Annotated in this window: 18 protein-coding genes; 12 read left to right on the forward strand and 6 right to left on the reverse strand. The window is 63.9% G+C overall.

Annotated features, from left to right (window positions below; translation table 11 throughout):
• Positions 1 to 64 precede the first annotated feature (64 nt).
• Genes V7M64_RS10105 through cysA form a run of 4 tightly spaced genes read left to right on the forward strand, consistent with a single transcriptional unit; the run spans position 65 to position 3,913 of the window.
• Complete coding sequence (locus V7M64_RS10105) at positions 65 to 1,066, forward strand: sulfate ABC transporter substrate-binding protein (protein ID WP_333679020.1); 1,002 nt, start codon at positions 65 to 67, stop codon at positions 1,064 to 1,066.
• A 5-nt stretch (positions 1,067 to 1,071) separates the two neighbouring features.
• A complete protein-coding gene (gene cysT / locus V7M64_RS10110; RefSeq protein ID WP_333679021.1) occupies positions 1,072 to 1,896 on the forward strand; it encodes a sulfate ABC transporter permease subunit CysT in 825 nt (274 codons plus the stop codon).
• The gene (gene cysW, locus V7M64_RS10115; RefSeq protein ID WP_333679022.1) at positions 1,896 to 2,753 is read left to right on the forward strand and encodes a sulfate ABC transporter permease subunit CysW; all 858 of its coding nucleotides are present in this window, start codon (positions 1,896 to 1,898) and stop codon (positions 2,751 to 2,753) included. The genes cysT and cysW overlap by 1 nt, the downstream gene beginning before the upstream one ends.
• A gap of 14 nt (positions 2,754 to 2,767) precedes the next feature.
• Positions 2,768 to 3,913 (forward strand): sulfate ABC transporter ATP-binding protein, encoded by a 1,146-nt coding sequence (gene cysA, locus V7M64_RS10120; protein ID WP_333679023.1) that lies wholly within the window; start codon positions 2,768 to 2,770, stop codon positions 3,911 to 3,913.
• Between the two features lie 87 nt (positions 3,914 to 4,000).
• Here cysA and V7M64_RS10125 read toward each other — a convergent pair whose 3' ends face one another.
• Complete coding sequence (locus tag V7M64_RS10125) at positions 4,001 to 4,288, reverse strand: peptidoglycan-binding domain-containing protein (protein ID WP_333679024.1); 288 nt, start codon at positions 4,286 to 4,288, stop codon at positions 4,001 to 4,003.
• Between the two features lie 145 nt (positions 4,289 to 4,433).
• Between V7M64_RS10125 and glnE the strand changes: the two genes are divergently transcribed.
• Positions 4,434 to 7,286, forward strand: a complete 2,853-nt coding sequence (gene glnE / locus V7M64_RS10130) for a bifunctional [glutamate--ammonia ligase]-adenylyl-L-tyrosine phosphorylase/[glutamate--ammonia-ligase] adenylyltransferase (RefSeq protein WP_333679025.1) — start codon at positions 4,434 to 4,436, stop codon at positions 7,284 to 7,286.
• Positions 7,287 to 7,365: 79 nt separating this feature from the next.
• On the opposite strand, the gene V7M64_RS10135 is transcribed toward glnE, so the two are convergent.
• Positions 7,366 to 8,340 (reverse strand): mitochondrial fission ELM1 family protein, encoded by a 975-nt coding sequence (locus V7M64_RS10135; protein ID WP_333679026.1) that lies wholly within the window; start codon positions 8,338 to 8,340, stop codon positions 7,366 to 7,368.
• 120 nt (positions 8,341 to 8,460) lie between these two features.
• Here V7M64_RS10135 and V7M64_RS10140 point away from each other — a divergent pair, with 120 nt between their 5' ends.
• From V7M64_RS10140 to V7M64_RS10165, 6 genes are all read left to right on the forward strand, one after another.
• Entirely contained in the window at positions 8,461 to 9,054 is a 594-nt protein-coding gene (locus tag V7M64_RS10140; protein ID WP_333679027.1) for a malonic semialdehyde reductase, read from the forward strand.
• 105 nt (positions 9,055 to 9,159) lie between these two features.
• On the forward strand, positions 9,160 to 9,747 hold the full coding sequence (locus V7M64_RS10145) for a YceI family protein (protein ID WP_333679028.1): 588 nt from the start codon (positions 9,160 to 9,162) through the stop codon (positions 9,745 to 9,747).
• A 119-nt stretch (positions 9,748 to 9,866) separates the two neighbouring features.
• Positions 9,867 to 10,076 (forward strand): zinc-finger domain-containing protein, encoded by a 210-nt coding sequence (locus V7M64_RS10150; protein WP_324147952.1) that lies wholly within the window; start codon positions 9,867 to 9,869, stop codon positions 10,074 to 10,076.
• A gap of 89 nt (positions 10,077 to 10,165) precedes the next feature.
• Positions 10,166 to 11,290 (forward strand): glycosyltransferase, encoded by a 1,125-nt coding sequence (locus tag V7M64_RS10155; protein ID WP_333679029.1) that lies wholly within the window; start codon positions 10,166 to 10,168, stop codon positions 11,288 to 11,290.
• Positions 11,291 to 11,428: 138 nt separating this feature from the next.
• Positions 11,429 to 12,703 (forward strand): O-antigen ligase family protein, encoded by a 1,275-nt coding sequence (locus tag V7M64_RS10160; protein WP_333679030.1) that lies wholly within the window; start codon positions 11,429 to 11,431, stop codon positions 12,701 to 12,703.
• Positions 12,693 to 13,451: a glycosyltransferase family 2 protein gene (locus V7M64_RS10165; RefSeq protein WP_333679031.1), complete on the forward strand. Its 759-nt coding sequence runs from the start codon at positions 12,693 to 12,695 to the stop codon at positions 13,449 to 13,451. The genes V7M64_RS10160 and V7M64_RS10165 overlap by 11 nt, the downstream gene beginning before the upstream one ends.
• Before the next feature lie 53 nt (positions 13,452 to 13,504).
• Here V7M64_RS10165 and V7M64_RS10170 read toward each other — a convergent pair whose 3' ends face one another.
• The 3 genes from V7M64_RS10170 to lpxL form a co-directional block, all read right to left on the reverse strand.
• On the reverse strand, positions 13,505 to 14,581 hold the full coding sequence (locus V7M64_RS10170; RefSeq protein WP_333679032.1) for a glycosyltransferase family 4 protein: 1,077 nt from the start codon (positions 14,579 to 14,581) through the stop codon (positions 13,505 to 13,507).
• The gene (locus tag V7M64_RS10175) at positions 14,578 to 15,339 is read right to left on the reverse strand and encodes a polysaccharide deacetylase family protein (RefSeq protein ID WP_333679033.1); all 762 of its coding nucleotides are present in this window, start codon (positions 15,337 to 15,339) and stop codon (positions 14,578 to 14,580) included. The genes V7M64_RS10170 and V7M64_RS10175 overlap by 4 nt, the downstream gene beginning before the upstream one ends.
• 167 nt (positions 15,340 to 15,506) lie before the next feature.
• Complete coding sequence (gene lpxL / locus V7M64_RS10180; RefSeq protein WP_333679034.1) at positions 15,507 to 16,433, reverse strand: LpxL/LpxP family Kdo(2)-lipid IV(A) lauroyl/palmitoleoyl acyltransferase; 927 nt, start codon at positions 16,431 to 16,433, stop codon at positions 15,507 to 15,509.
• Positions 16,434 to 16,538: 105 nt separating this feature from the next.
• Here lpxL and waaA point away from each other — a divergent pair, with 105 nt between their 5' ends.
• Positions 16,539 to 17,804 (forward strand): lipid IV(A) 3-deoxy-D-manno-octulosonic acid transferase, encoded by a 1,266-nt coding sequence (waaA, locus tag V7M64_RS10185; protein ID WP_333679035.1) that lies wholly within the window; start codon positions 16,539 to 16,541, stop codon positions 17,802 to 17,804.
• 60 nt (positions 17,805 to 17,864) lie between these two features.
• On the opposite strand, the gene V7M64_RS10190 is transcribed toward waaA, so the two are convergent.
• Positions 17,865 to 19,211, reverse strand: a complete 1,347-nt coding sequence (locus V7M64_RS10190; RefSeq protein WP_333679036.1) for a TolC family outer membrane protein — start codon at positions 19,209 to 19,211, stop codon at positions 17,865 to 17,867.
• Positions 19,212 to 19,237: the final 26 nt, after the last annotated feature.

The following is a 19,237-nucleotide window of genomic DNA, read 5'->3' on the forward strand; positions in this document are numbered from 1 at the left end:
GGACGTCCAGCCTTCCAAATCTATAGTTCAAAGTGGGCGAACTTGCCCTAAGGAGACGACACGCATGAAACGCCGATGGATCATCCTGGCCGCGCTGCTTTCGCTAAGTGCGGCGTTTGCACATGCGCAGGATGCGAAGCTCCTCAATGTCTCCTTCGATCCGACCCGCGAGTACTTCAAGGATGTGGACGCGGCGTTCAAGGCGCAATGGGCCAAGCAGGCGGGGCAGGCCGTCACCGTCACCACCTCCAACGGCGGTTCCGGCAAGCAGGCGCGCGCCGTGCTCGATGGCTTGCAGGCGGATATAGCGACCCTCGCCCTGGCCTACGACATCGACGTACTGGCCGATAAAGGCCTGCTCGCGAAAGACTGGCAAACGCGGTTGCCCAACAACAGTTCGCCGTACACCTCCACCATCGTGTTCCTGGTGCGCAAGGGCAATCCAAAGAAGATCCACGACTGGCCGGATCTGATCCGTTCCGATGTACAGGTGATTACGCCCAATCCGAAGACATCCGGCGGCGCGCGCTGGAATTTCCTTGCCGCCTGGGGCTGGGCCGAGCGCCAGCCCGGCGGCAGCGCAGACAAGGCGCGTGCGTACGTCACCGCGCTTTACAAACATGTGCCGGTACTGGATACCGGTGCGCGCGGCGCCACCAATACCTTCGTTCGGCGCGGCATGGGAGACGTGCTCATCGCTTGGGAAAGCGAAGCGCTGATGACGCAGCAGGAAGCCGGCAAGGACAACTACCAGATCGTGGTGCCGTCTTCCACCATCGTGGCGGAGCCGCCGGTCGCCGTCGTCGATACGGTCGCCGCCAGGCACGGCACGCAGAAAATCGCGCAGGCGTATCTGCAATTTCTATACAGCCCGGAAGGGCAGGAGATTGCGGCCAAGCATTTCTTCCGGCCGCGGCTTGCCGCCGTTGCCGCGAAATACGCGGCGCAATTCCCGGCGGTGAAAACCTTCACCATCGGCGAGCAGTTCGGTGATTGGCGCAAGGCGCAGGCCACCTATTTCGCCGATGGTGGTGTTTTCGACACGATTCTCGAAGGAGCGCAGTGACGGTCATGGCGCGGCACGTCTTGCCAGGATTTCGCCTCAGTACCGGCTACACCTTGCTGGTGCTGGGCAGCTGCGTGCTGCTCCCGCTGGCGGCATTGCTGTGGACGGCGTGCGAACTGGGGCCCGCGGGCTGGTGGGCGCAGATCGGTACGCGCCGCGTGCTGGCGTCATTGAAATTGAGTTTTGGCGCAGCGCTGCTTGCTGCAACCATTGATGCCGTACTTGGCTTGCTGGTGGCCTGGGTGCTGGTGCGTTACCGCTTCGCATGCCGGCGGCTATGCGACGCGTTGGTCGATCTGCCGTTTGCGTTGCCGACGGCCGTGGCCGGCATTGCGCTGACGGCGCTGTATGCGCCGAATGGCTGGCTCGGCAGCCGCCTCGCGCCGCTCGGCATTGAAGTGGCCTATACGCGCCTGGGCGTGCTGCTGGCGATGGTGTTCGTGGGTTTGCCATTCGTGGTACGCACCTTGCAGCCGGTGCTGGAAAGCATGGAAAGCGATCTGGAAGAGGCCGCTTATACGCTGGGTGCGTCGCCGGGCCAGCGCTTCTTCCGCGTGCTGCTGCCGTTATTGCTGCCGACATTGTTGACCGGTTACGCGCTTGCGTTGGCGCGCGCGATCGGCGAGTACGGTTCGGTGATCTTCATTTCCGGCAATCGATTGTTCCGTACGGAAATCGCGCCTTATCTGATCGTGCAGAAGATCGATTCGCAGTACGACTATCGTGGAGCCGCGGCGCTTGGCGCGGTCATGCTGGCGGCTTCGCTGCTCTTGCTGGTGGCTATGGCGGGCTTGCAGCGCTGGACACGGCGCTGGGCGGTGGTGCGCTGATGGCCGTGATCGCTTCGGTGGTATCGATCGGCCGTCCGGCGTTGTCGGCGCGTATCGCACGCATGGTGCTGGTGCACACGACGCTTGCCGTGCTGGCATGGCTGCTGGTGCTGCCGCTGCTGGCGATTTTCGCCGAAGCACTCCATCAGGGCTATGCAGCCTATCTCGATGCCATCAAGCAACCCGACACGGTCGCCGCCGTGCGGCTGACCTTGACCGTCGCCGCCATTGCCGTGCCGTTGAATCTGGTCTTCGGGCTCGCGGCCGCGTGGTCGATGACGCACTTCGAATTTCGTGGCAAAGCCCTGCTTGGCGCGTTGATCGACCTGCCGTTTTCCATCTCGCCGGTGATCGCCGGCATGATGCTGATCCTGGTGTATGGCAAGGATGGCTGGCTGGGTTCCTGGCTGGAGGCGCATGGCCTGCAGGTGATTTTTGCCGTGCCGGGGTTGGTGTTGGCGACCGTGCTCGTCACCTTGCCGTTCGTGGCGCGCGAGTTGATTCCGCTGATGCAGGCACAAGGCTCGGAGCAGGAGGAAGCGGCGCTCACGCTGGGTGCTGGTGGATGGCAGATCTTTTTTCGCGTCACCTTGCCGCGCGTGCGCTGGGCGTTGCTGTATGGCGTGTTGTTGTGCAATGCGCGCGCCATGGGTGAATTCGGCGCCGTGTACGTGGTGTCGGGCCATCTGCGCGGCATCACCAACACGTTGCCGCTCCAGGTCGATCAGCTTTACCAAGAGAATTTTTCCGCTGCCTTTGCAGCGGCTTCACTGCTGGCATTGCTAACTGTGGTCACGCTCGGCATCAAGCGCGTGGTCGAGTGGCGGCATGGCGATGCCTTGAACATCCACCATTGAGGATCCATCGCAGCATGGGTATCGAGATTTCCCGCTTGCGTCGCCGGTACGGCGCCTTCGTGGCGCTGGACGACGTCAGCCTGACCATCGGCGACGGTGAATTCGTGGCCGTGCTCGGCCCGTCGGGCTCGGGAAAAACCAGTCTGCTGCGCATCCTGGCCGGACTGGACCAGCCTGACGCCGGCAGCGTGGTTCGTGATGGGCATGACTTGCTGGCGCTGGATGCGCGGCGCCGTGGCGTAGGGCTGGTGTTCCAGCACTATGCGCTGTTCCCGCACATGACCGTGGCGCAAAACGTGGCATTTGGCTTGCGCGTGCGTCCTTGGCATGCGCGCCCCAGGGCGTCCGTGATCAAGGCAAGCGTCGAGCACCTGCTGCGCCAGGTGGAGCTGGAGGGTTTCGCCGATCGCTATCCGTCGCAGTTGTCGGGCGGCCAGCGCCAGCGCGTGGCGCTTGCGCGTGCGCTGGCGATCGAACCTCGTTTGCTGCTGCTGGATGAGCCGTTCGGTGCGCTCGATGCGCAGGTGCGGGTGAACTTGCGCAGCTGGTTGCGCGAGTTTCATCGCTCGCTCGGCATCACCACGTTGTTCGTCACGCACGATCAGGACGAGGCATTGGAGATGGCCGATCGCGTGGTGCTGATGAATCGCGGCCGCATCGAACAGATCGGCACGCCGGAGCAAATCTACCGGCAGCCGGCAACGCCGTTCGCGTCACGCTTTATTGCACGTGGCCAATCGGTGCCGGCCGAGGTGCGCGGCCAGCATTTGCATCTGTTCGGCCATGCATGGCGCATCGAAAACTTTGCTGCGGACGATGCGCACGAGATTGCCGTGCACGTGCGGCCGGAAGACATTGCATTGGCACCCGTGGCGGGTGAGGGCTTCAAGGCGCAATTGGTCAACCTTCGCCACGTGGCCGGCACCGTCCGTGCCAGCCTGCGGGTGGGAAACCGGGACGAGCCGCTCGAGGCGGAATGGAACGAGCGCGATTGGGCCAGGCACAGCGCGGCAGTCGATGGCGTGGTCGACATTCATCTGCAGGCGCTGACCGTCTTTGCCACCGATCGGGAAGGGCGCGTGCAGGAGCGATCCACCGTGCATCCACCGCATGCGAGCTTTCCCGTAGCGATAGGGCCGTGGCGCCGCGTCGAAGCGTAACTCCATGACCCTCATTCTCGCGAAAGCGAAAATGACGGCCATACATAGGTTTGGATGACATCTCAGCACTGTTACGCATGATCCTGCCTACATGGAGCGCTTGCGTGCGAGATGGCGCACGGCATGGCGTAATGCCCGCCAGGTTTTCGGTCCGGCGACACCATCCACGACGAGGCCGTAATCGCGCTGGAATGCCGTGATGGCATGGTACGTGCGACGGCCGAAATCACCATCTGCGTTTACCGGACCATCCATGTCGCAGTAGCCGATGTGGCGCAAATGCTGTTGCAGTTCCTGCACCGTGCCACCCTCGTCTCCGTATTTGAGCGCCGTGGGTGCCTCGGCAGCATGCTTGTGTTGCTGGGCGTCTTTCATACACAAACCTTCGCTTCGATCCGACTGTCGCAAAGGTTGCGGCCTGTACGGGGCTTGGCGCTGTCGGGCGATGGCGAAGGTCGATGCGCGTCATCGCCGTGCTGCAACGGTTCTGTTGAGCAAGCCTCAGGCCCATAATGGCCGTATGGCTGTCATCCCTGCACCTACTGAATCGCCCGCGCTGCGGGCTCTTATCGATGATCGCTACGCGCAGCTGGTGGCGCGTTGCCGCGCGGTGGGCGTACCCCTGCATGACGATGCAGGCGTCGCCGAGCGCATCCGCCGCACCTTGCTGGCGAGCGATTTCGCATTCGAAACATGGCGCAATCAGCCGCAACTGCTGGCGCCGCAAGGCCTGGAACGGTTGCGTGCCAGTGCCGATGCTTCCGCGCGCATCGAAGCACTGAAGCTCGATCCCGATGAAGCGGCCTGCATGTCGTCGCTGCGCCGGTTCCGCCATGCCGAAGCGCTGCGCCTGGTATTCCGCGACGTCAACGGCCTGGACGATCTGCCGGAAACCTTGTCCGCCACCAGTGTGTTGTACGAAGCCTTGCTTGGCGCCGCGCTCGATTGGTCCGAGCGCGCGCTTGCCGCGCGTTACGGGCATGCACGTGGCGAAGACGGCAGCCTGCAGCGGCTGGTGGTGGTCGGCTTCGGCAAGCTCGGTGGCGGGGAGCTGAATTTCTCGTCCGACATCGACCTGGTGCTGGCCTATCCGCAGGGCGGCGAAAGCGATGGTGCGCGCGTGCTGGATAACAGCGAATATTTCGTGCGCCTGGGACGTCAGCTGGTGCGCCTGCTGCACGAGCCGACCATCGACGGCATTTGCGCGCGCGTGGATCTGCGCTTGCGCCCGTTCGGCAACGCGGGCCGCCTTGCGTTGCCATTCAGCGCGATGGAGCAGTACTACCAGCGCGAAGGGCGCGATTGGGAACGCTATGCCTGGATCAAGGCGCGTGCGGTGGCCGGCGATCGCAGCGCGGGCAAGCAATTGCAGGAAATGCTGCGGCCGTTCGTGTATCGCAAATACCTGGACTACACCGCGTTCGCCGGCTTGCGCGAAATGAAGGCGCTGATCGATGCCGAAGTGGCGCGCAAGGACCTGGCTGACAATCTCAAGCTGGGACCCGGCGGTATTCGCGAAATCGAGTTCATCGTGCAACTGGTACAGCTGATTCGCGGTGGCCGCGAACCCAGCTTGCGCGTGCGTGGCCTGTTGCCGGCGCTGACGGCTTGCGAAGCGCGCGGGCATATTCCCACCGTGCGCGCCAAGGCGCTGCGCCAGGCGTACGTGTTCTTGCGCCGGCTGGAGAATCGCGTGCAGATGATGCGCGATGCGCAGACACACGATTTGCCCGACGACGACCTGACGCGCGAACGGCTTGCGCTGGTCCTGGATTATCCGGCCTGGGAACCGTTGGCCGAGGAATTGGCGAAACACCGCGACATCGTCGCCACCGAATTCGAAGCCGTGCTGATGCCGGAAGGCGGCGCGAAGGCCAGCGTGCCGGCAGCGGATGCGATTCTGTGGCAAGGCGCTTGCGACGAATCGCTGGATGCCGGCGTGATGGAAGCTTCCGGCTTCGTGCCGGGTGGCGAAGCGGCGGAGGCGTTGCTGAAATTGCTGCAAGCCTCGCAATTGCGTGCGATGTCGGCGCGTGCGCGCGAGCAGCTGGATCATTTGATGCCGCGATTGCTGGCCGCGGCGCGCGAGACGGCGGCGCCGGTGGCGTGCTTGCTGCGCCTGTGCCGCCTGGTGCAAACGGTGGCGCGCCGGCCTTCCTACCTCGCATTGCTGGAAGAACAACCTTCCGCACGCAAGCGTCTGGCGCAGCTGTTTGCCGATAGCGCCTTTTTGGCCGAGCGCGTGATTGCACAACCCTTACTGCTCGACGACGTGCTTGATCCGCGCATCGATCAACTGCCGCTCAAGCGCGCCGACATCAGCGCGGAAATCGCGCATGTGCTCACCACGCTCGACGAACGCGAAGCGGAAGCCGAGCTGGAACGCATCAACGAATTCAAGTCGAGCATCGCCTTCCGTTTGGGCCTGGCCTTCAACGATGGACGCGCCGATGCGGTGGCGACGGCGCGTCGGCTTGCGGCGCTGGCGGAAGCGGTGGTCAATGCCGTTGCCGCACTGGCCGAGCGCGAAGTCGTCGCCGCGCATGGACGCTTGCCGGGCGAAGGCTCGGGTTTTTCGATCCTCGGCTACGGCAGCCTGGGCGGCGAAGAACTGGGTTTCGCCTCCGACCTCGACCTGGTCTTCGTGTTCGACGGCCAGCGCGCGCACGCGATGAGCGACGGCCCGCGTCCGCTGGACGGTTCACGCTGGTACCAGCGCCTTACCCAGCGGGTGATGAACTGGCTGACGGTGCTGACGCGTGCGGGACGCCTGTACGAAGTGGATACGCGCCTGCGGCCGGATGGCTCCAAGGGCCTGCTGGTCGGTAGCCTGGAGGCGTTCGTGGCCTACCAGCAAAGCCGCGCATGGACGTGGGAGCATCAGGCACTGCTGCGCGCGCGTCCGGTGGCGGGCGATGCGGCCTTGAACGGCGAGCTGGTGGGCGTGCGGCGCCGCACCCTGGCGGTGCCGCGCGATCGCCCGGCGGTGTTGGCGGAAGTCAGCAGCATGCGCCGGCGCTGGCGCGCGGAGCGCGATCGTTCCGGCGCCGGGCAGATCGATTTGAAACAGGGCCACGGTGGCTTGCTCGATATTGAATTTGCCTTGCAAGGGTTGGTGCTTGCGCATGCATCGTCATCGCCGTACCTGCTATCGACGACGGGCAACGCCGGCTTGATTGAAGTCTGCCGCGACGCCGGCCTGCTGGATATCGCGCAGGCGAACTGCTTGAGCCGTGCGCATGCGGAACTGTTGCGGCGCGCGTTGTTCTGTACCTTGGATTTGCGCTCGCGTATCGCGCCCCGGGATGCCGAGCTGGAAGCGATGTGCAGCGACGTGAGCGTCGTAACGCGTGCGCTCGGTTTTGAGTTCTAGCCAGCGCGCAACCTCGTAGGCTGGCGTGCAATCCCGGCTCTCGCACGGCGCGGCAATGCCGGGATTGCAATCTCCCAGCTTACAAGGGTGACGCGAGCATGCGATGGCGCACCGCTGTAGCCATCATGGCGGTTTCGCGCAGCGGCATCTGCTGCGCGGGGGCACTGGCATCGAGGTCGTGCAACAAGCCGGCTTGGCGCAAACTGGCATGAAAACGCGCGAGTTTTGCGGGCAGGGTTCCCGCGACCAACGTATGCACCGGGCAACCCACGGCACACGCCTCGCTCAGCATGTTCACCGAGTCCGGCGTCACTACCAGGCGATCGGCCCAGCCCAGCACGCCGGGGTAGGGATTGTTGCCATCGTCAGGTCCTATCCAAAGCAAGCCAGGAATGCCGTGCAGCGCAGTGCGCATCACCTCGGCCACCGCAGCAGGCGTGCGGCGCGAGGCCAGCACCAGCAGGCTGCCGCCTTCGCGCTGCCGGCGCGCAAGCAACGAGTCGATGAGCTGCTGCGCATAGTCGGCATCCATGCGCATGCCGGCGCGCGGTCCGCCAAGCAGCACGCCGACGCGTGGACGGGGCAGGTATTCCAACGCGGGGCTGGCGTCGCGGCCATCGGCAAGCCATGCATCGTCGACGGGATTCAGCGAGCCCAGCGGGTTGAGCACATTGGCGCCGGTCAGTCCGTCATGCCGGGGCGCGATGACCGTGTCCCAGTATGTGGGTTCGGTGCGTGGGTCGAGGATCTGTACGGTATGGCAATAACCTTCGGTCAGGGCACGCAGCAGGCGCGTCAGCAAAGCAGCGCTGCGCCCACAGCCGACGGCAAGTCTCGGCCATGGCGCGGCGAAGGTCGCGCGTTGCGCGGGGGGCAGGGCCAGGCGTCCGCCAAGGGCCAGCCGCGGCGAGAACCATGACCATGGTGCACGCGGCGAAAGCACGAGGTGCCGCACCGGCATGCCCATCTGTTCGGCCAGCGCCAGGGCCTGGCGCTGGTTGCCGGCGGCGTGGTCGGTGATCGCCCAGCATTCGCCTGGAAAGTTGTGAGGCAATTCCTGGCTTGAGCGTTCGATTGTCGCCGGATCGTGCACAGTACGTTCGCCTCGTTCGCCGCTGATCCATCCGGCTTGCGCTTACACTCTGGTCTTTCACTCTTCACGCAGAGGATACCCATGAGCGAGAAGCTTGCCGAGGCAGCATTAGACCAGTTGTTCCGCACGGCCCGTACCTATAACGCTTTTCTGCCCAGGGAAGTGACCGACGAGCAGTTGCACGCGCTGTACGAACTGGCCAAGTTCGGCCCGACCAGTGCCAACTCCTCGCCGATGCGGCTGGTGTTCGTGAAGTCCGCGGCGGCCAAGGAAAAGCTCAAGCCGTTCCTCTCCGAAGGCAATCGCGCCAAGACGCTGGCGGCGCCGGTCACGGCGATCGTGGCAACGGATCATGCGTTCTACGAAAAGCTGCCCCACCTGTTCCCGCATGCCGATGCGCGCAGCTGGTTCGTCGGCAATCAAGCGCTGATCGATACTACGGCGTTCCGCAATGCCACGCTGCAAGGGGCGTACGTGATCATGGCCGCGCGCTCGATCGGCCTGGATTGTGGCCCGATGTCCGGCTTCGACAATGCCGGCGTCGACCAGGCATTCTTCGCCGGCAGCACGATCAAGTCGAACTTCCTGATCAATATCGGTTACGGCGACAGCAGCCGCGATCTGTTCGCGCGCAGCCCGCGCCTGTCGTTTGATGAGGCCTGCCGCGTCGCATGAGGTTTTCCCACGGATTGCCGTGCGGTGATGCCGCGCGGCAATCGTTTGTTCAAAGCAATAAAGCGTTTTCCCCTATCCACTTTGATTGAAGGCAGGAGACTTTTCATGCGCATGCTTCGCTACGTATTGCTGGCCGGTTTGCTCGGCGCCGCGCTGTCGGCCCAGGCCGCACCGCAGACCTACAAGCTCGATCCAAGCCACACCATGGTGCTGTTCAGCTGGAGCCACTTCGGCTTCTCCCATCCCGTGGCCGACATCGGCATCTCCGACGGCACGCTGGTGTTCGACGAGAAGGATCCGTCCAAGGCTTCGGTGGACGTGACCATGCCGCTGAGCAACCTGGACACGCACGTGCCGGCACTGGACAAGCACCTGAAGGAGCCGGATTTCTTCGACGCCGAGAAGTACCCCACCATCACCTTCAAGAGCACCAGCGTGCAATCGCTGGGCAACAAGCACTACAAGGTGACCGGTGATCTCACCGTGCACGGCGTGACCAAGCCGGTGGTACTCAATGCCACGCTCAACAACGTCGGCGCGCATCCGATGACCGGCCAGCAGGCGATCGGCTTCAACGCCACCGGTACGCTGAAGCGTTCGGAGTTCGGCCTGGGCGCGTATGTGCCCAAGGTGAGCGACGAGATCCAGATCAACATCACCACCGAAGGTTCGGTGCCGAAGGCTGGGCAGTAAGCCTGACGCAAGGATCGCAGAAGGAGGGGTGGGCCGCGGGCGGCTGCGCCCTCGCTACTCACCCCTTCTCCCTTGCTAAGATAAGCGGTCCCATAGCCTCACCCCTGGAGCAACATCCCATGTCGGGTAACTCTGCCGCAGCCCCCAAGCTCATTCCGGCCAATGCCGAAAATCGTTACGAAGTGACGCGTTCGGACCTGCCGCTGTCCTGCCCAATGCCCGGTATGGCGCTGTGGAACTCCCATCCGAAAGTCTATTTACCTATCGTTGAGGATGGCGGCGAGTCCGTATGTCCTTACTGCGGCGCGCATTACGTCCTGCGCGACTGAGCCGCAGCTCTCGCTCCCGAGCATAGCCCGCGCGAAACGGCACGATTGCTGCTTGGATTCTACGGATGAGAGTTGCGAATGAGGGAACCATGTCCGTTGCCGCCACACCGGCCAGAACGCTGACCGTTGTGCAGCTCATCCCCGCGCTGCATTCGGGCGGCGCTGAGCGCTCGGTGCTGGAGATGGGACAGGCGCTGGTGCAGGCCGGACATCGCTCGGTAGTCATTTCCGCGGGCGGCCGTATGACCGCGCAGCTCCAGGCCGAAGGCAGCGAACACATCACCCTGGATATCGGCCGCAAGTCGCTGAGCACGCTCGGCAGGCTGTGGCGCCTGCGGCGCATCCTGCGCGAGCTGAAGCCGGACGTGGTCCACGTTCGCTCGCGGCTGCCGGCATGGCTGGGCTGGTGGGCACTCAAGGGCATGTCGCCCAGGCCGCATTTCATCACCACCGTGCACGGGCTCAACTCGCCCGGCCGCTACAGCGCGATCATGCTGCGCGGCGAGCGCATCGTGGTGGTCTCGCAAACGGTGCGCGATTACCTCATCAGCCACTATAGCAAGCTCGATACCACCCGCATCCGCATCATTCCGCGCGGTATCGATCCGGAAGCCTTTCCGTACGGGCATCGTCCCGAGGAGGGCTGGCAGAAGGCCTTCTTCAACGAATTTCCCAAGCTCGCCGGCGCACCGCTGCTTACCCTGCCCGGCCGAGGCACGCGCCTGAAAGGCCATCACGACGCGATCGAACTGGTGGCCGAGCTCAAGCAGCGCGGCATCGACACGCGCCTGCTGCTGCTCGGCGTGGTCGAGCCCGGTCGTGAAGCCTATGTGCGCGAGTTGAAAGACCTGATCAAAGGCCGCGGCGTGGAAAACCAGGTAGTGATGACCCCGGCACGCCAGGACGTGCGGGACATCTACGCCATGTCCGCCCTGGTGCTGCAACTTTCCAACAAACCCGAAGCCTTCGGCCGCACCGTGGTGGAGGCTTTGGCGCTGTGCCGTCCCGTGCTCGGCTATGCCCACGGTGGCGTGGGCGAGTTGTTGGCCGAGCTCTATCCCGCCGGCCGCGTACCGCCCGGCGACCGCGAGCGCCTGGTCGAGCGTGCCGCCGAACTGCTGCGCGTCGCGCCACCCATCGCGCCGCTGCAACGCTATCGCCTGATCGACATGCAGCACGCCGCATTGGCGTTGTACGAGGAAGTGACAGGCTAGCCCTGCACTTTGTAGTCTCGAAAGGCAATCCCCGCATCCCCACGTGCATGTTGCGGGGGATCGTCCCAGCCCACGCGGTGACAGCAGCCATTTGGCTCGTTTATTGTCCTGCGTTGACTAGGCCTCACTCCCCCGCCCGTGACCTCTCAGCGTCTCCCGGATTTTCTGCAAAGCATCGGATTCTTCGCATGGTGGCCGCTGTGGTTGCTGGCGGTGCTGCTGCCGTTTGGCCGGAGTGCTGAGCTCGGCACGCTGCTATGTCTGGTCGGCGTTGTACTGGTGTTTAGCCGTGACCGTACAGCGTGGCGTGGCGATTACGCGGCGCGATTGTTTTTCGTGTTGCTGGCCTGCTACGTCGGTGCGGCCTTGGTGTCATCGTTCGCGGCGGTGATGCCTGGCAAAAGTTGGAGCACCACGGCCGGACTGCTGCGCTATCTGCCGCTTGGCTTATACGCGGCCCATACGCTGCGTAGCACGCGGTCGCTGCACCGGTTCTATGCGGCGTTGGCTGCCGTGATCCTATTCTGGGTGGTGGATGCATGGATGCAAATGCTGACCGGCTGGAGCCTGCGCGGCCATGCGGAGCCCGAACGCATCTCCGGCTTGTTCGGCGCGGACGATCCCAAGCTGGGGCCGACATTGGCGGTGCTGTCGCCGTTCTTGCTGTGGACGGGGCGCCATCATGGAGGAAGGTGGGGCTTGGTCCTCGTGTTCCTGCTGCTGCTTGGTCCGGTATTGCTGAGCGGCTCGCGTTCCGCGTGGATCGGCTTTGGCGTGGTCACGCTGGTGTTCATTTGGCGCGAAGCAGGTTCGCCGCTGCGTTTTTTGGCCATATGTGTGGCATGTGGCCTGGCATTGCTGGCGGCAGGCGGTATCGCCTGGAAGACCTCGGCGCGTTTCGATGCACGCATGCAGCGCACGTTGATGGTTTTCAGCGGGAACGAGCAATCGATCAACCAAGCAGCGACGGGGCGCCTGGATATCTGGCATACCGGTTGGCGCATGATCGAGGCCCATCCGCTGCTTGGCGTGGGTGTGCGTGGATTCCGTTACGCCTATCCGCATTACGCGCCGGCGAACGATCACTTCATGGTGGCGGAGAATTGCGGCGATGGCGTCGGCGCCTGCCATCCGCATCAGTTGGTGATGGAGGTGCTGGCCGAAACCGGTATCGCGGGCGCACTGTCATGGCTGGCGGGTGTGGCGCTTGCCGTTCGCGCGTGGCGCCGTGCGGGGACGGTTGGCCGAGCGGCGGCGTTTCCTATCACCGTATCGCTGGCGGCGATGCTGTTTCCGCTCAATTCCCATCTGGCCTTTTATTCCGCCTGGTGGGGCCTGTTGTTTGCGTGGCTGCTGGGGCTATGGTGTGCTGCGCTGTTTGCTGTGACGAAGGAGCCGGGCGATGGCACGTGAACCGCTTTCGGTAGTGCTGATCACCTACAACAACGCCGACACCCTCGATGCCTGCCTGCGCGAGGTGGACTGGGCGGACGAAATTGTCGTGCTCGATTCCGGTTCCAGCGACAGCACGGTGGCGATTGCGCGCATGCATGGCGCGCGGGTGGACGTGCATCCGTTCGACGATTACGGTCCGCAAAAACAGCGCGCCTACGATCTGGCACGCAACGACTGGATTCTCAACCTGGATGCGGACGAGATTCTTTCGCCGGGCACGCGCGCCATCATCGAGCGTGCGCTGGAAGATCCCCGGCACGACGGTTTTCGCATTCCGCGTCGCGAGCGCATGTTCTGGACCGTGCAGCATCGGTGGAGCCACCGCAATGGTCACCTGCGGCTGTTCAATCGCAGGCGTGGCGGCATGAACGATGTGGAAGTGCATTCGGCGGTGGAAGTGCGCGGGCCGGTGAAAACGCTATGGGGCGCGGATTTCGTCAACAACGGTGACGGCGATATCGCCACCCGCGTGGAAAAGATCAATCGCTACAGCAGCGGCATGGTGGCGCATAAGCTGCGTCGTGGGCAGCGGTTTACCGGTGTGCGCATGGTGATGTATCCGCCGCTGTTCTTTTTTCGGCAGTTTGTGTTGAAACGGTATTGCTTGAGCGGCTGGGCGGGATTTATCGCCAGCGTATTGGGCGCGTTTTATGTGTTTTTGAAGTACGCCAAGTTGCATGAGGCGCATAGGGCGCTGCGCAAATAAATATCATGGCTGTCTTCCGTTTTCGCGGGAATGACAGCGTCGAGAGCGTGGCGTTAGTCGTTGCCCAATATCCGCACAAACTCGTCCGCAATCACGCGCGTACTGAAATGCCGGTCCACGAAATCGCGTGCCGCCGCACCCATCGGCTCGCGCGTGCCCGCCTCGCACATCTTGAGAATGGCATCGCGCCACGCAGCTGCGTGGCCGGGCGGCAGCAGCAATCCGGTCACGTTGGGCGAAAGCGTTTCAGGCACGCCGCCGATATGGCTGCCGAGCACCGGTGCGCCGGCAGCTTGGGCTTCCACCGACACGCGGCCGAAGGTTTCGGTGGCGATGGAGGGGAACGCCAGCATCGAAATCGCGCTGTAGTAGGGATGCACGTCGTCGATCCAGCCGAGCATGTGATGGCGATGCGCAAAGGAGCCGGCCTCGATGCTCTCGCCCAACGGTTGCACGTCCGGGCCATGGCCCAGCCACAGGCAGTGCAGGCGAGATTCCTGTGCCATCGCGCCATCGAGTGCTTCCAGCAGCGTAAAAATGCCCTTGCTGTGATGGATGCGGCCAAAGTAGCCCAGCACGATGGCATCCTGCGGGATGCCAAGCCGGTGCAGGATCTCGCTGCGGCGTTGCGCGTCCGGCTTGCACCACGCCATGTTGACCGGGTTGTACAGCACGCGCACCCGTTGCGGCGGCACGCCGCGTTCCAGGTAAGCCTGTCGTGCATGCGCGGAGACGGCAAAAAAGCGTCGCGCCAGGCGCGGTACCAGGTAACCGGACACGCGTCCCATCGGAGGCGTGCGATGGCGGAACAGCGCGACCGGTATGCCGAGCACACGGCTCATTAGGATCAACGGCCAGTATTCCTTGCCGAAGTTGCCGACCAGCCAATCCGGTTGCAGGTCGCGCGCCGCCCTGAAGGTGGCGCGATAGCCGCGCAGGTCGAACACATTGCGGAATTTCGCCGGATAAAGCTTGGCGCCCGAGTTGGCCAAGGCGTTGGCGATCAAGCCACCTGGATAAACCACCGCGCTGACCTCATGGCCCGCTTCCACCATGGCCTGGGCCAAGGCCACGAAATGGGTGGCCGCGCCGGTGTTTTCCGGATTGGTGCCGACGAAAAGGAATTTCATGCGCGCCCGCTCTCGTAGCGTTTGTTTTCGTATTGGGTGAATGCGCGCATGGCGAATTGCGGCAGCATGTGATGCCGAGCGACTTGCACGCGCGGCAGGCGCCACAAATCCGTGCCGATGATGGCGCGGCCTCGCTGGGTGGTCGTGGCCGCCATGTAGCCTGATGCGCGTGTTATGTCGGCGACCCGATCGTCCATGTCGCCGTAGGGGTAGCAGAACTGCGTGACCGGCGCGCCCAGCACGTCTTCGAGATCGGACTTGCTGCCGGCGATCTCATCGTGCAGCTGCGTGTCGCTGCATTGGCGCAGGCGTGGATGGGAGCGCGTATGTGCGCCGATTTCCATGCCGCCTTGGTGCCAGGCGCGCAGCTGCCCTGGGGTCATCAAGGGTTTTCGGATGCCAAGCTTTTCGGCGTCCCAACTGTTGTAGCCGCCGATGCTGCCGCTCACCACGTAGCAGGTGGCGGTGAAGCCGTAGCGTTGCAGCACTGGCATGGCGAACTGGAGATTGTCGACGTAGCCGTCGTCCAGCGTGATGACCGCGATGCGCCCCTGCTGCTCCCCGCGCAGGTAAGGCATCGCATCGCGCATCGACAGGCCGGCGTAGCCCAGGCGCTTGAGCAGCCACATCTGGCGCGCGAACGCACCTGGACTCACATACAGGCTGCGCCAGCGCTCGAGGCCGCGTGGCGCCTGCGCGACGTTGTGGTACATGAAAATCGGACAGGCCCGGGCCTGCTGTCCTTGCTGCGCTGTCATGCCGTGTTCCTGGTCAGCCTGACGCAAAATCTTACGGCAATCGGCGGTGCCGGACGGTTTTCCGACCGGCGAAGGGAGTGGTTGCGGGGCATGACGATGGGCGCGAAGAGGGCCAATGCGCCTATGTACCGGGAGAGGCTGACGCCAGCCTGTCGGGTGATCGCCGCTCAATAAATCGGTGGAGAACCTTCCGGCCGCGTCTTGAAGCGCTTGTGCACCCACAGGTACTGCTCCGGCGCCTCGCGCACCATGTCCTCGATGCAATGGTTGATGCGTGCGGTGTCGGCCTCGGCATCCGCGCCGGGCAGGTTTTCCAGCGGCGCGCCCAGGCGCAGGGCATAACCCTGGCTGCCCGGCAGGCGGCGGTGGAAGAACGGCACCACCACCGAACGGGACAGGCGCGCCAGGTGATGCGTGCCGGTGATGGTGGCGGCGATCACGCCGAAGAACGGCACGAAGGCGTTGTCCTTGCTGCGCATGTCCTGGTCGGGCGCGTACCACAGTGTGCCGCCGCTGCGCAGGTATTTCACGGTGCCGCGGATGTCGTCCTTGTCGAACATCGCACGTGCATAGCCCAGGCGTGCGCGCAGCACCGCCCATTCGAACACCGGGTTGTCCATGCGCCGGTACATGCCGGCGATGCGGATGCGTTGCGATACCAGCCGCGCGCACAGTTCCAGGTGCGAAAAGTGGCCGCCGACCAGCAGCACGCCTCGGCCTTGGGCGTGCGCGGCTTCCAGATGTTCCAGCCCTTCGATGGTCACGGGGATCTTCTCGATGGCGCGGTCCGAACCCATCCAGCCGAGCGTGAACTCGACCAGCATCATGCCGATGTCGCGCAGATGCGCATCGACCAGTGCCGCCTGCGCCTTGGCGTCCAGCTCGGGGAAGCACAGCGCGATGTTGGTCGCGGCGATCTTGCGCCGCGGCGAGGGAACGCGTTCGATCAACCAGCCCAGCGCGCGGCCGATGCCCATCAATACCGGGAACGGCAGCATGGCGATCAGCTTCATGAGCCCTAAGCCGATCCATGCCGGCCAAAGGCGCGGTGCGAGGAGGGAGCGGGTGAAAGAGGGATAAGGTGTTCCGGGCATTCGGACGATTGTAGCGGCTGGCTTACGTTCCCTCTCCTGTTCGACCGAAGGCGGGTGGCGTGTCGACCCGTATACTTTCGCGTCCCGGGCCGGAACGACACCACGTTGCGCTACCTCTACACCCTCCTGATGTACCTGGCCACGCCGCTGATCGTGATGCGCTTGCTGACGCGCGGGATGCGCTACGGCAATTACCACCAGCGCTGGCCGGAGCGTTTCGGCTTCTTCAAGGCGCCGGACCTGCGCGGCAGCATCTGGGTGCATGCCGTCTCGGTGGGCGAGGTGAATGCGGCCGAGCCGTTGATCAAGGCACTGCGCCAGGACTACCCCAACGCGCCGCTGGTCGTTACCACGGTGACGCCCACCGGTTCGGCACGCGTGCAGCAGCTGTTTGGCGACAGCGTGTTTCATGTGTATTTGCCGTACGACCTGCCGTTCTCCGTGCATCGCTTTCTCAAGCAGGTGCGGCCGCGGCTGGCGCTGATCGTGGAGACGGAGATCTGGCCGAACCTGTACTTCGGCTGCTATCGGCGCGGGATTCCGCTGATGATCGTCAATGCGCGCCTGTCCGGCCGCTCACTGCGCGGCTACGCACCGATGCGCGCGTTGCTGCGCTCGGCGCTGCGCTGCGTGCGGCAGATCGCGGCGCAATCGCGCACCGATGCCGCGCGCTATCGGTTGCTGGGAGCCGATCCGGCCCTGGTCACCGTCAGCGGCAATCTCAAATTCGACATGCCGGTGCCGGATGGCGCACTGGAAGGCGGCGAAGCATTCCGTCAGCAATGGGGTCATCTGCGTCCGGTATGGATTGCCGCCAGCACGCACGAGGGCGAGGAGCTGGCGGTGCTGGAGGCGCACCTGGAAGTGCTCAAGCGGCTGCCCGATGCCTTGTTGCTGATCGCGCCGCGCCATCCCGAGCGTTTCCGCCTGGTGGAGCATTCCGTGCGCAGCCTGGGCTTCACTATGGCGATGCGCAGTGCCGACCGCGTGCCGGGGGAATCACACCAGGTCTTCGTGATCGACACGATGGGCGAGCTGATGCCGTTTTTCGCCGCATCCGACGTCGCCTTCGTCGGCGGCAGCCTGGTGCCGATCGGCGGCCACAACGTGCTCGAGCCTGCCTCGCTGGCTCGCCCGGTGCTGGTGGGGCCGCATACCTTCAATTTCGAGGAAATCACCCTGACGCTGATTCGCGGCGGCGGCGCGAAGCGCGTGATGCAGAGCGAAGCGCTAGGTGGCGAGGTGCTGGAACTGCTGCAGGACGAGGTGCGTTGCAGGCAGATGGGGCGCCAGGCGCGGGTAGTGTTCGACAGCGAGCGGGGCGCCGTGCGGCGCGTGATGCATCTGATCGATCGAATGCTGCAGGAATAGTTTTCTTGCAGGCACAAAAAAGGCCGGAACGTCCGGCCTTTTTTGATCGATTCATGCAGGTTACTGCAATAGCGAATTGACGTTCTGGATATCGTCATAGGTGATGGTGCCGGCCGATTGCTTCAGCAGCAGGCGGTTGAGCACCAGCTGATGGCGTGCCGTCGAGTAGGTACTCTGCGCCTGGGTCAGCTGCTGGATGGAGGTCAACACGTCCAGCATGATCTGCGTGCCCACCTGGAAGCCGGCCTTGGTGGCGTCCACGGCCTTCTGCGCCGAATCCACCGCGGCCTTGCCCGATTCCACTTCGCTGATACCGGCCAGTACCGAGTTGTAGTAGTTCAGCGTGTTCTGGATGGTCTGGCGGCGGGTCAGTTCCAGCGAATCCTGCGCTTCATCGCGCTGATAGATGGTCTGACGCACCTTCGACTGCGTGGCGCCGCCTTCGAAGATCGGCACCGACAGCGTGATGCCGATGGTGTTGCCGTAACGGCCGTTGCCGGCGACGTTGTAGCTGCCGTTCTCAAGCCATGAAGTGCTCTTGCCGCGAGACAGGCTGGCCGTGATCGTCGGCAAGTGGCCGGCGCGGGCGGCGTTGACGGTATGCTCCGCGGCGTCGACGGAGAGCTGCGAGGACAGCAGGGTCGGATTGTTCTTCAGCGAACTGTCCACCCATGACTGGGGATCGGCCGGCGCGGGCGGCGTCATCGGCAGGTCGTCGCGCAGCTTCTTCAGATCGCCGACCGGCTTGCCGGTGATCACGCTCAACGCCTGGCGATCGTTGGCCAGGGTGTTCTCGTAAGTCACCGTGGTCGCCTTGGCGGCTTCGTAATACGACTTGGCCTGATACACGTTGGTGATGGCGGCAATGCCCACCTTGTATTGCTGTTCGGCCTGGTCGTAGGTGACGCGAAAGGCTTCTTCGTTCGCCTTGGCGTAAGCGACCTGTTCCTCGTCGTTCAAAACAGTGAAATAGGCGCTGGCGACGCGCACGAATAATTCCTGCGCGGCAGCCTCATAGGTTTTTTCCTGCGCATCGGCGGTGGAGTGCGCGGCCTGGAGGTTGGCGACATCGGACAGGTTGAGGATGGTCTGGTCGATGCTGGCCGAAATCGAGCGCGTGCGCTCGTGTCCGCTGATGATGCCGCTGTTGCCGTTGTTGAGGCCGGTAAAATTGTTATTGCCGGTAATGCTTTGTTGCTGCAGGCTCATGCCCGCGCTGATCTGCGGCAGCAGCAGCGCGCGTGCCTGCGGGATGCCTTCGTGAACGGAGAGACGGGTGGCGTCGGCCTGTGCCAGCACAGGGTCGTTCGCACGCGCCTGACGGTATGCATCCAGCAAATCCTCGCCATGGCTGGGCAGGGACACTGCGGCCAGGGACAGGGCAAGGGTCAGAAGCTTCAAGCGCATGGTTCGCCTCGTAGGTCGGGGAATCG

It is taken from the genome of Dyella sp. (genome assembly GCF_036746095.1).
Lineage (GTDB): Bacteria > Pseudomonadota > Gammaproteobacteria > Xanthomonadales > Rhodanobacteraceae > Dyella_B.

Bases quoted from the DNA above. Each gene is read 5' to 3' on its own strand.
- V7M64_RS10105 (WP_333679020.1), top strand. From the start codon at position 65: ATGAAACGCCGATGGATCATCCTGGCCGCGCTGCTTTCGCTAAGTGCG.
- cysT (WP_333679021.1), top strand. From the start codon at position 1,072: ATGGCGCGGCACGTCTTGCCAGGATTTCGCCTCAGTACCGGCTACACC.
- cysW (WP_333679022.1), top strand. From the start codon at position 1,896: ATGGCCGTGATCGCTTCGGTGGTATCGATCGGCCGTCCGGCGTTGTCG.
- cysA (WP_333679023.1), top strand. From the start codon at position 2,768: ATGGGTATCGAGATTTCCCGCTTGCGTCGCCGGTACGGCGCCTTCGTG.
- V7M64_RS10125 (WP_333679024.1), bottom strand. From the start codon at position 4,288: ATGAAAGACGCCCAGCAACACAAGCATGCTGCCGAGGCACCCACGGCG.
- glnE (WP_333679025.1), top strand. From the start codon at position 4,434: ATGGCTGTCATCCCTGCACCTACTGAATCGCCCGCGCTGCGGGCTCTT.
- V7M64_RS10140 (WP_333679027.1), top strand. From the start codon at position 8,461: ATGAGCGAGAAGCTTGCCGAGGCAGCATTAGACCAGTTGTTCCGCACG.
- V7M64_RS10145 (WP_333679028.1), top strand. From the start codon at position 9,160: ATGCGCATGCTTCGCTACGTATTGCTGGCCGGTTTGCTCGGCGCCGCG.
- V7M64_RS10150 (WP_324147952.1), top strand. From the start codon at position 9,867: ATGTCGGGTAACTCTGCCGCAGCCCCCAAGCTCATTCCGGCCAATGCC.
- V7M64_RS10155 (WP_333679029.1), top strand. From the start codon at position 10,166: ATGTCCGTTGCCGCCACACCGGCCAGAACGCTGACCGTTGTGCAGCTC.
- V7M64_RS10165 (WP_333679031.1), top strand. From the start codon at position 12,693: ATGGCACGTGAACCGCTTTCGGTAGTGCTGATCACCTACAACAACGCC.
- V7M64_RS10170 (WP_333679032.1), bottom strand. From the start codon at position 14,581: ATGAAATTCCTTTTCGTCGGCACCAATCCGGAAAACACCGGCGCGGCC.
- V7M64_RS10175 (WP_333679033.1), bottom strand. From the start codon at position 15,339: ATGACAGCGCAGCAAGGACAGCAGGCCCGGGCCTGTCCGATTTTCATG.
- lpxL (WP_333679034.1), bottom strand. From the start codon at position 16,433: ATGCCCGGAACACCTTATCCCTCTTTCACCCGCTCCCTCCTCGCACCG.
- V7M64_RS10190 (WP_333679036.1), bottom strand. From the start codon at position 19,211: ATGCGCTTGAAGCTTCTGACCCTTGCCCTGTCCCTGGCCGCAGTGTCC.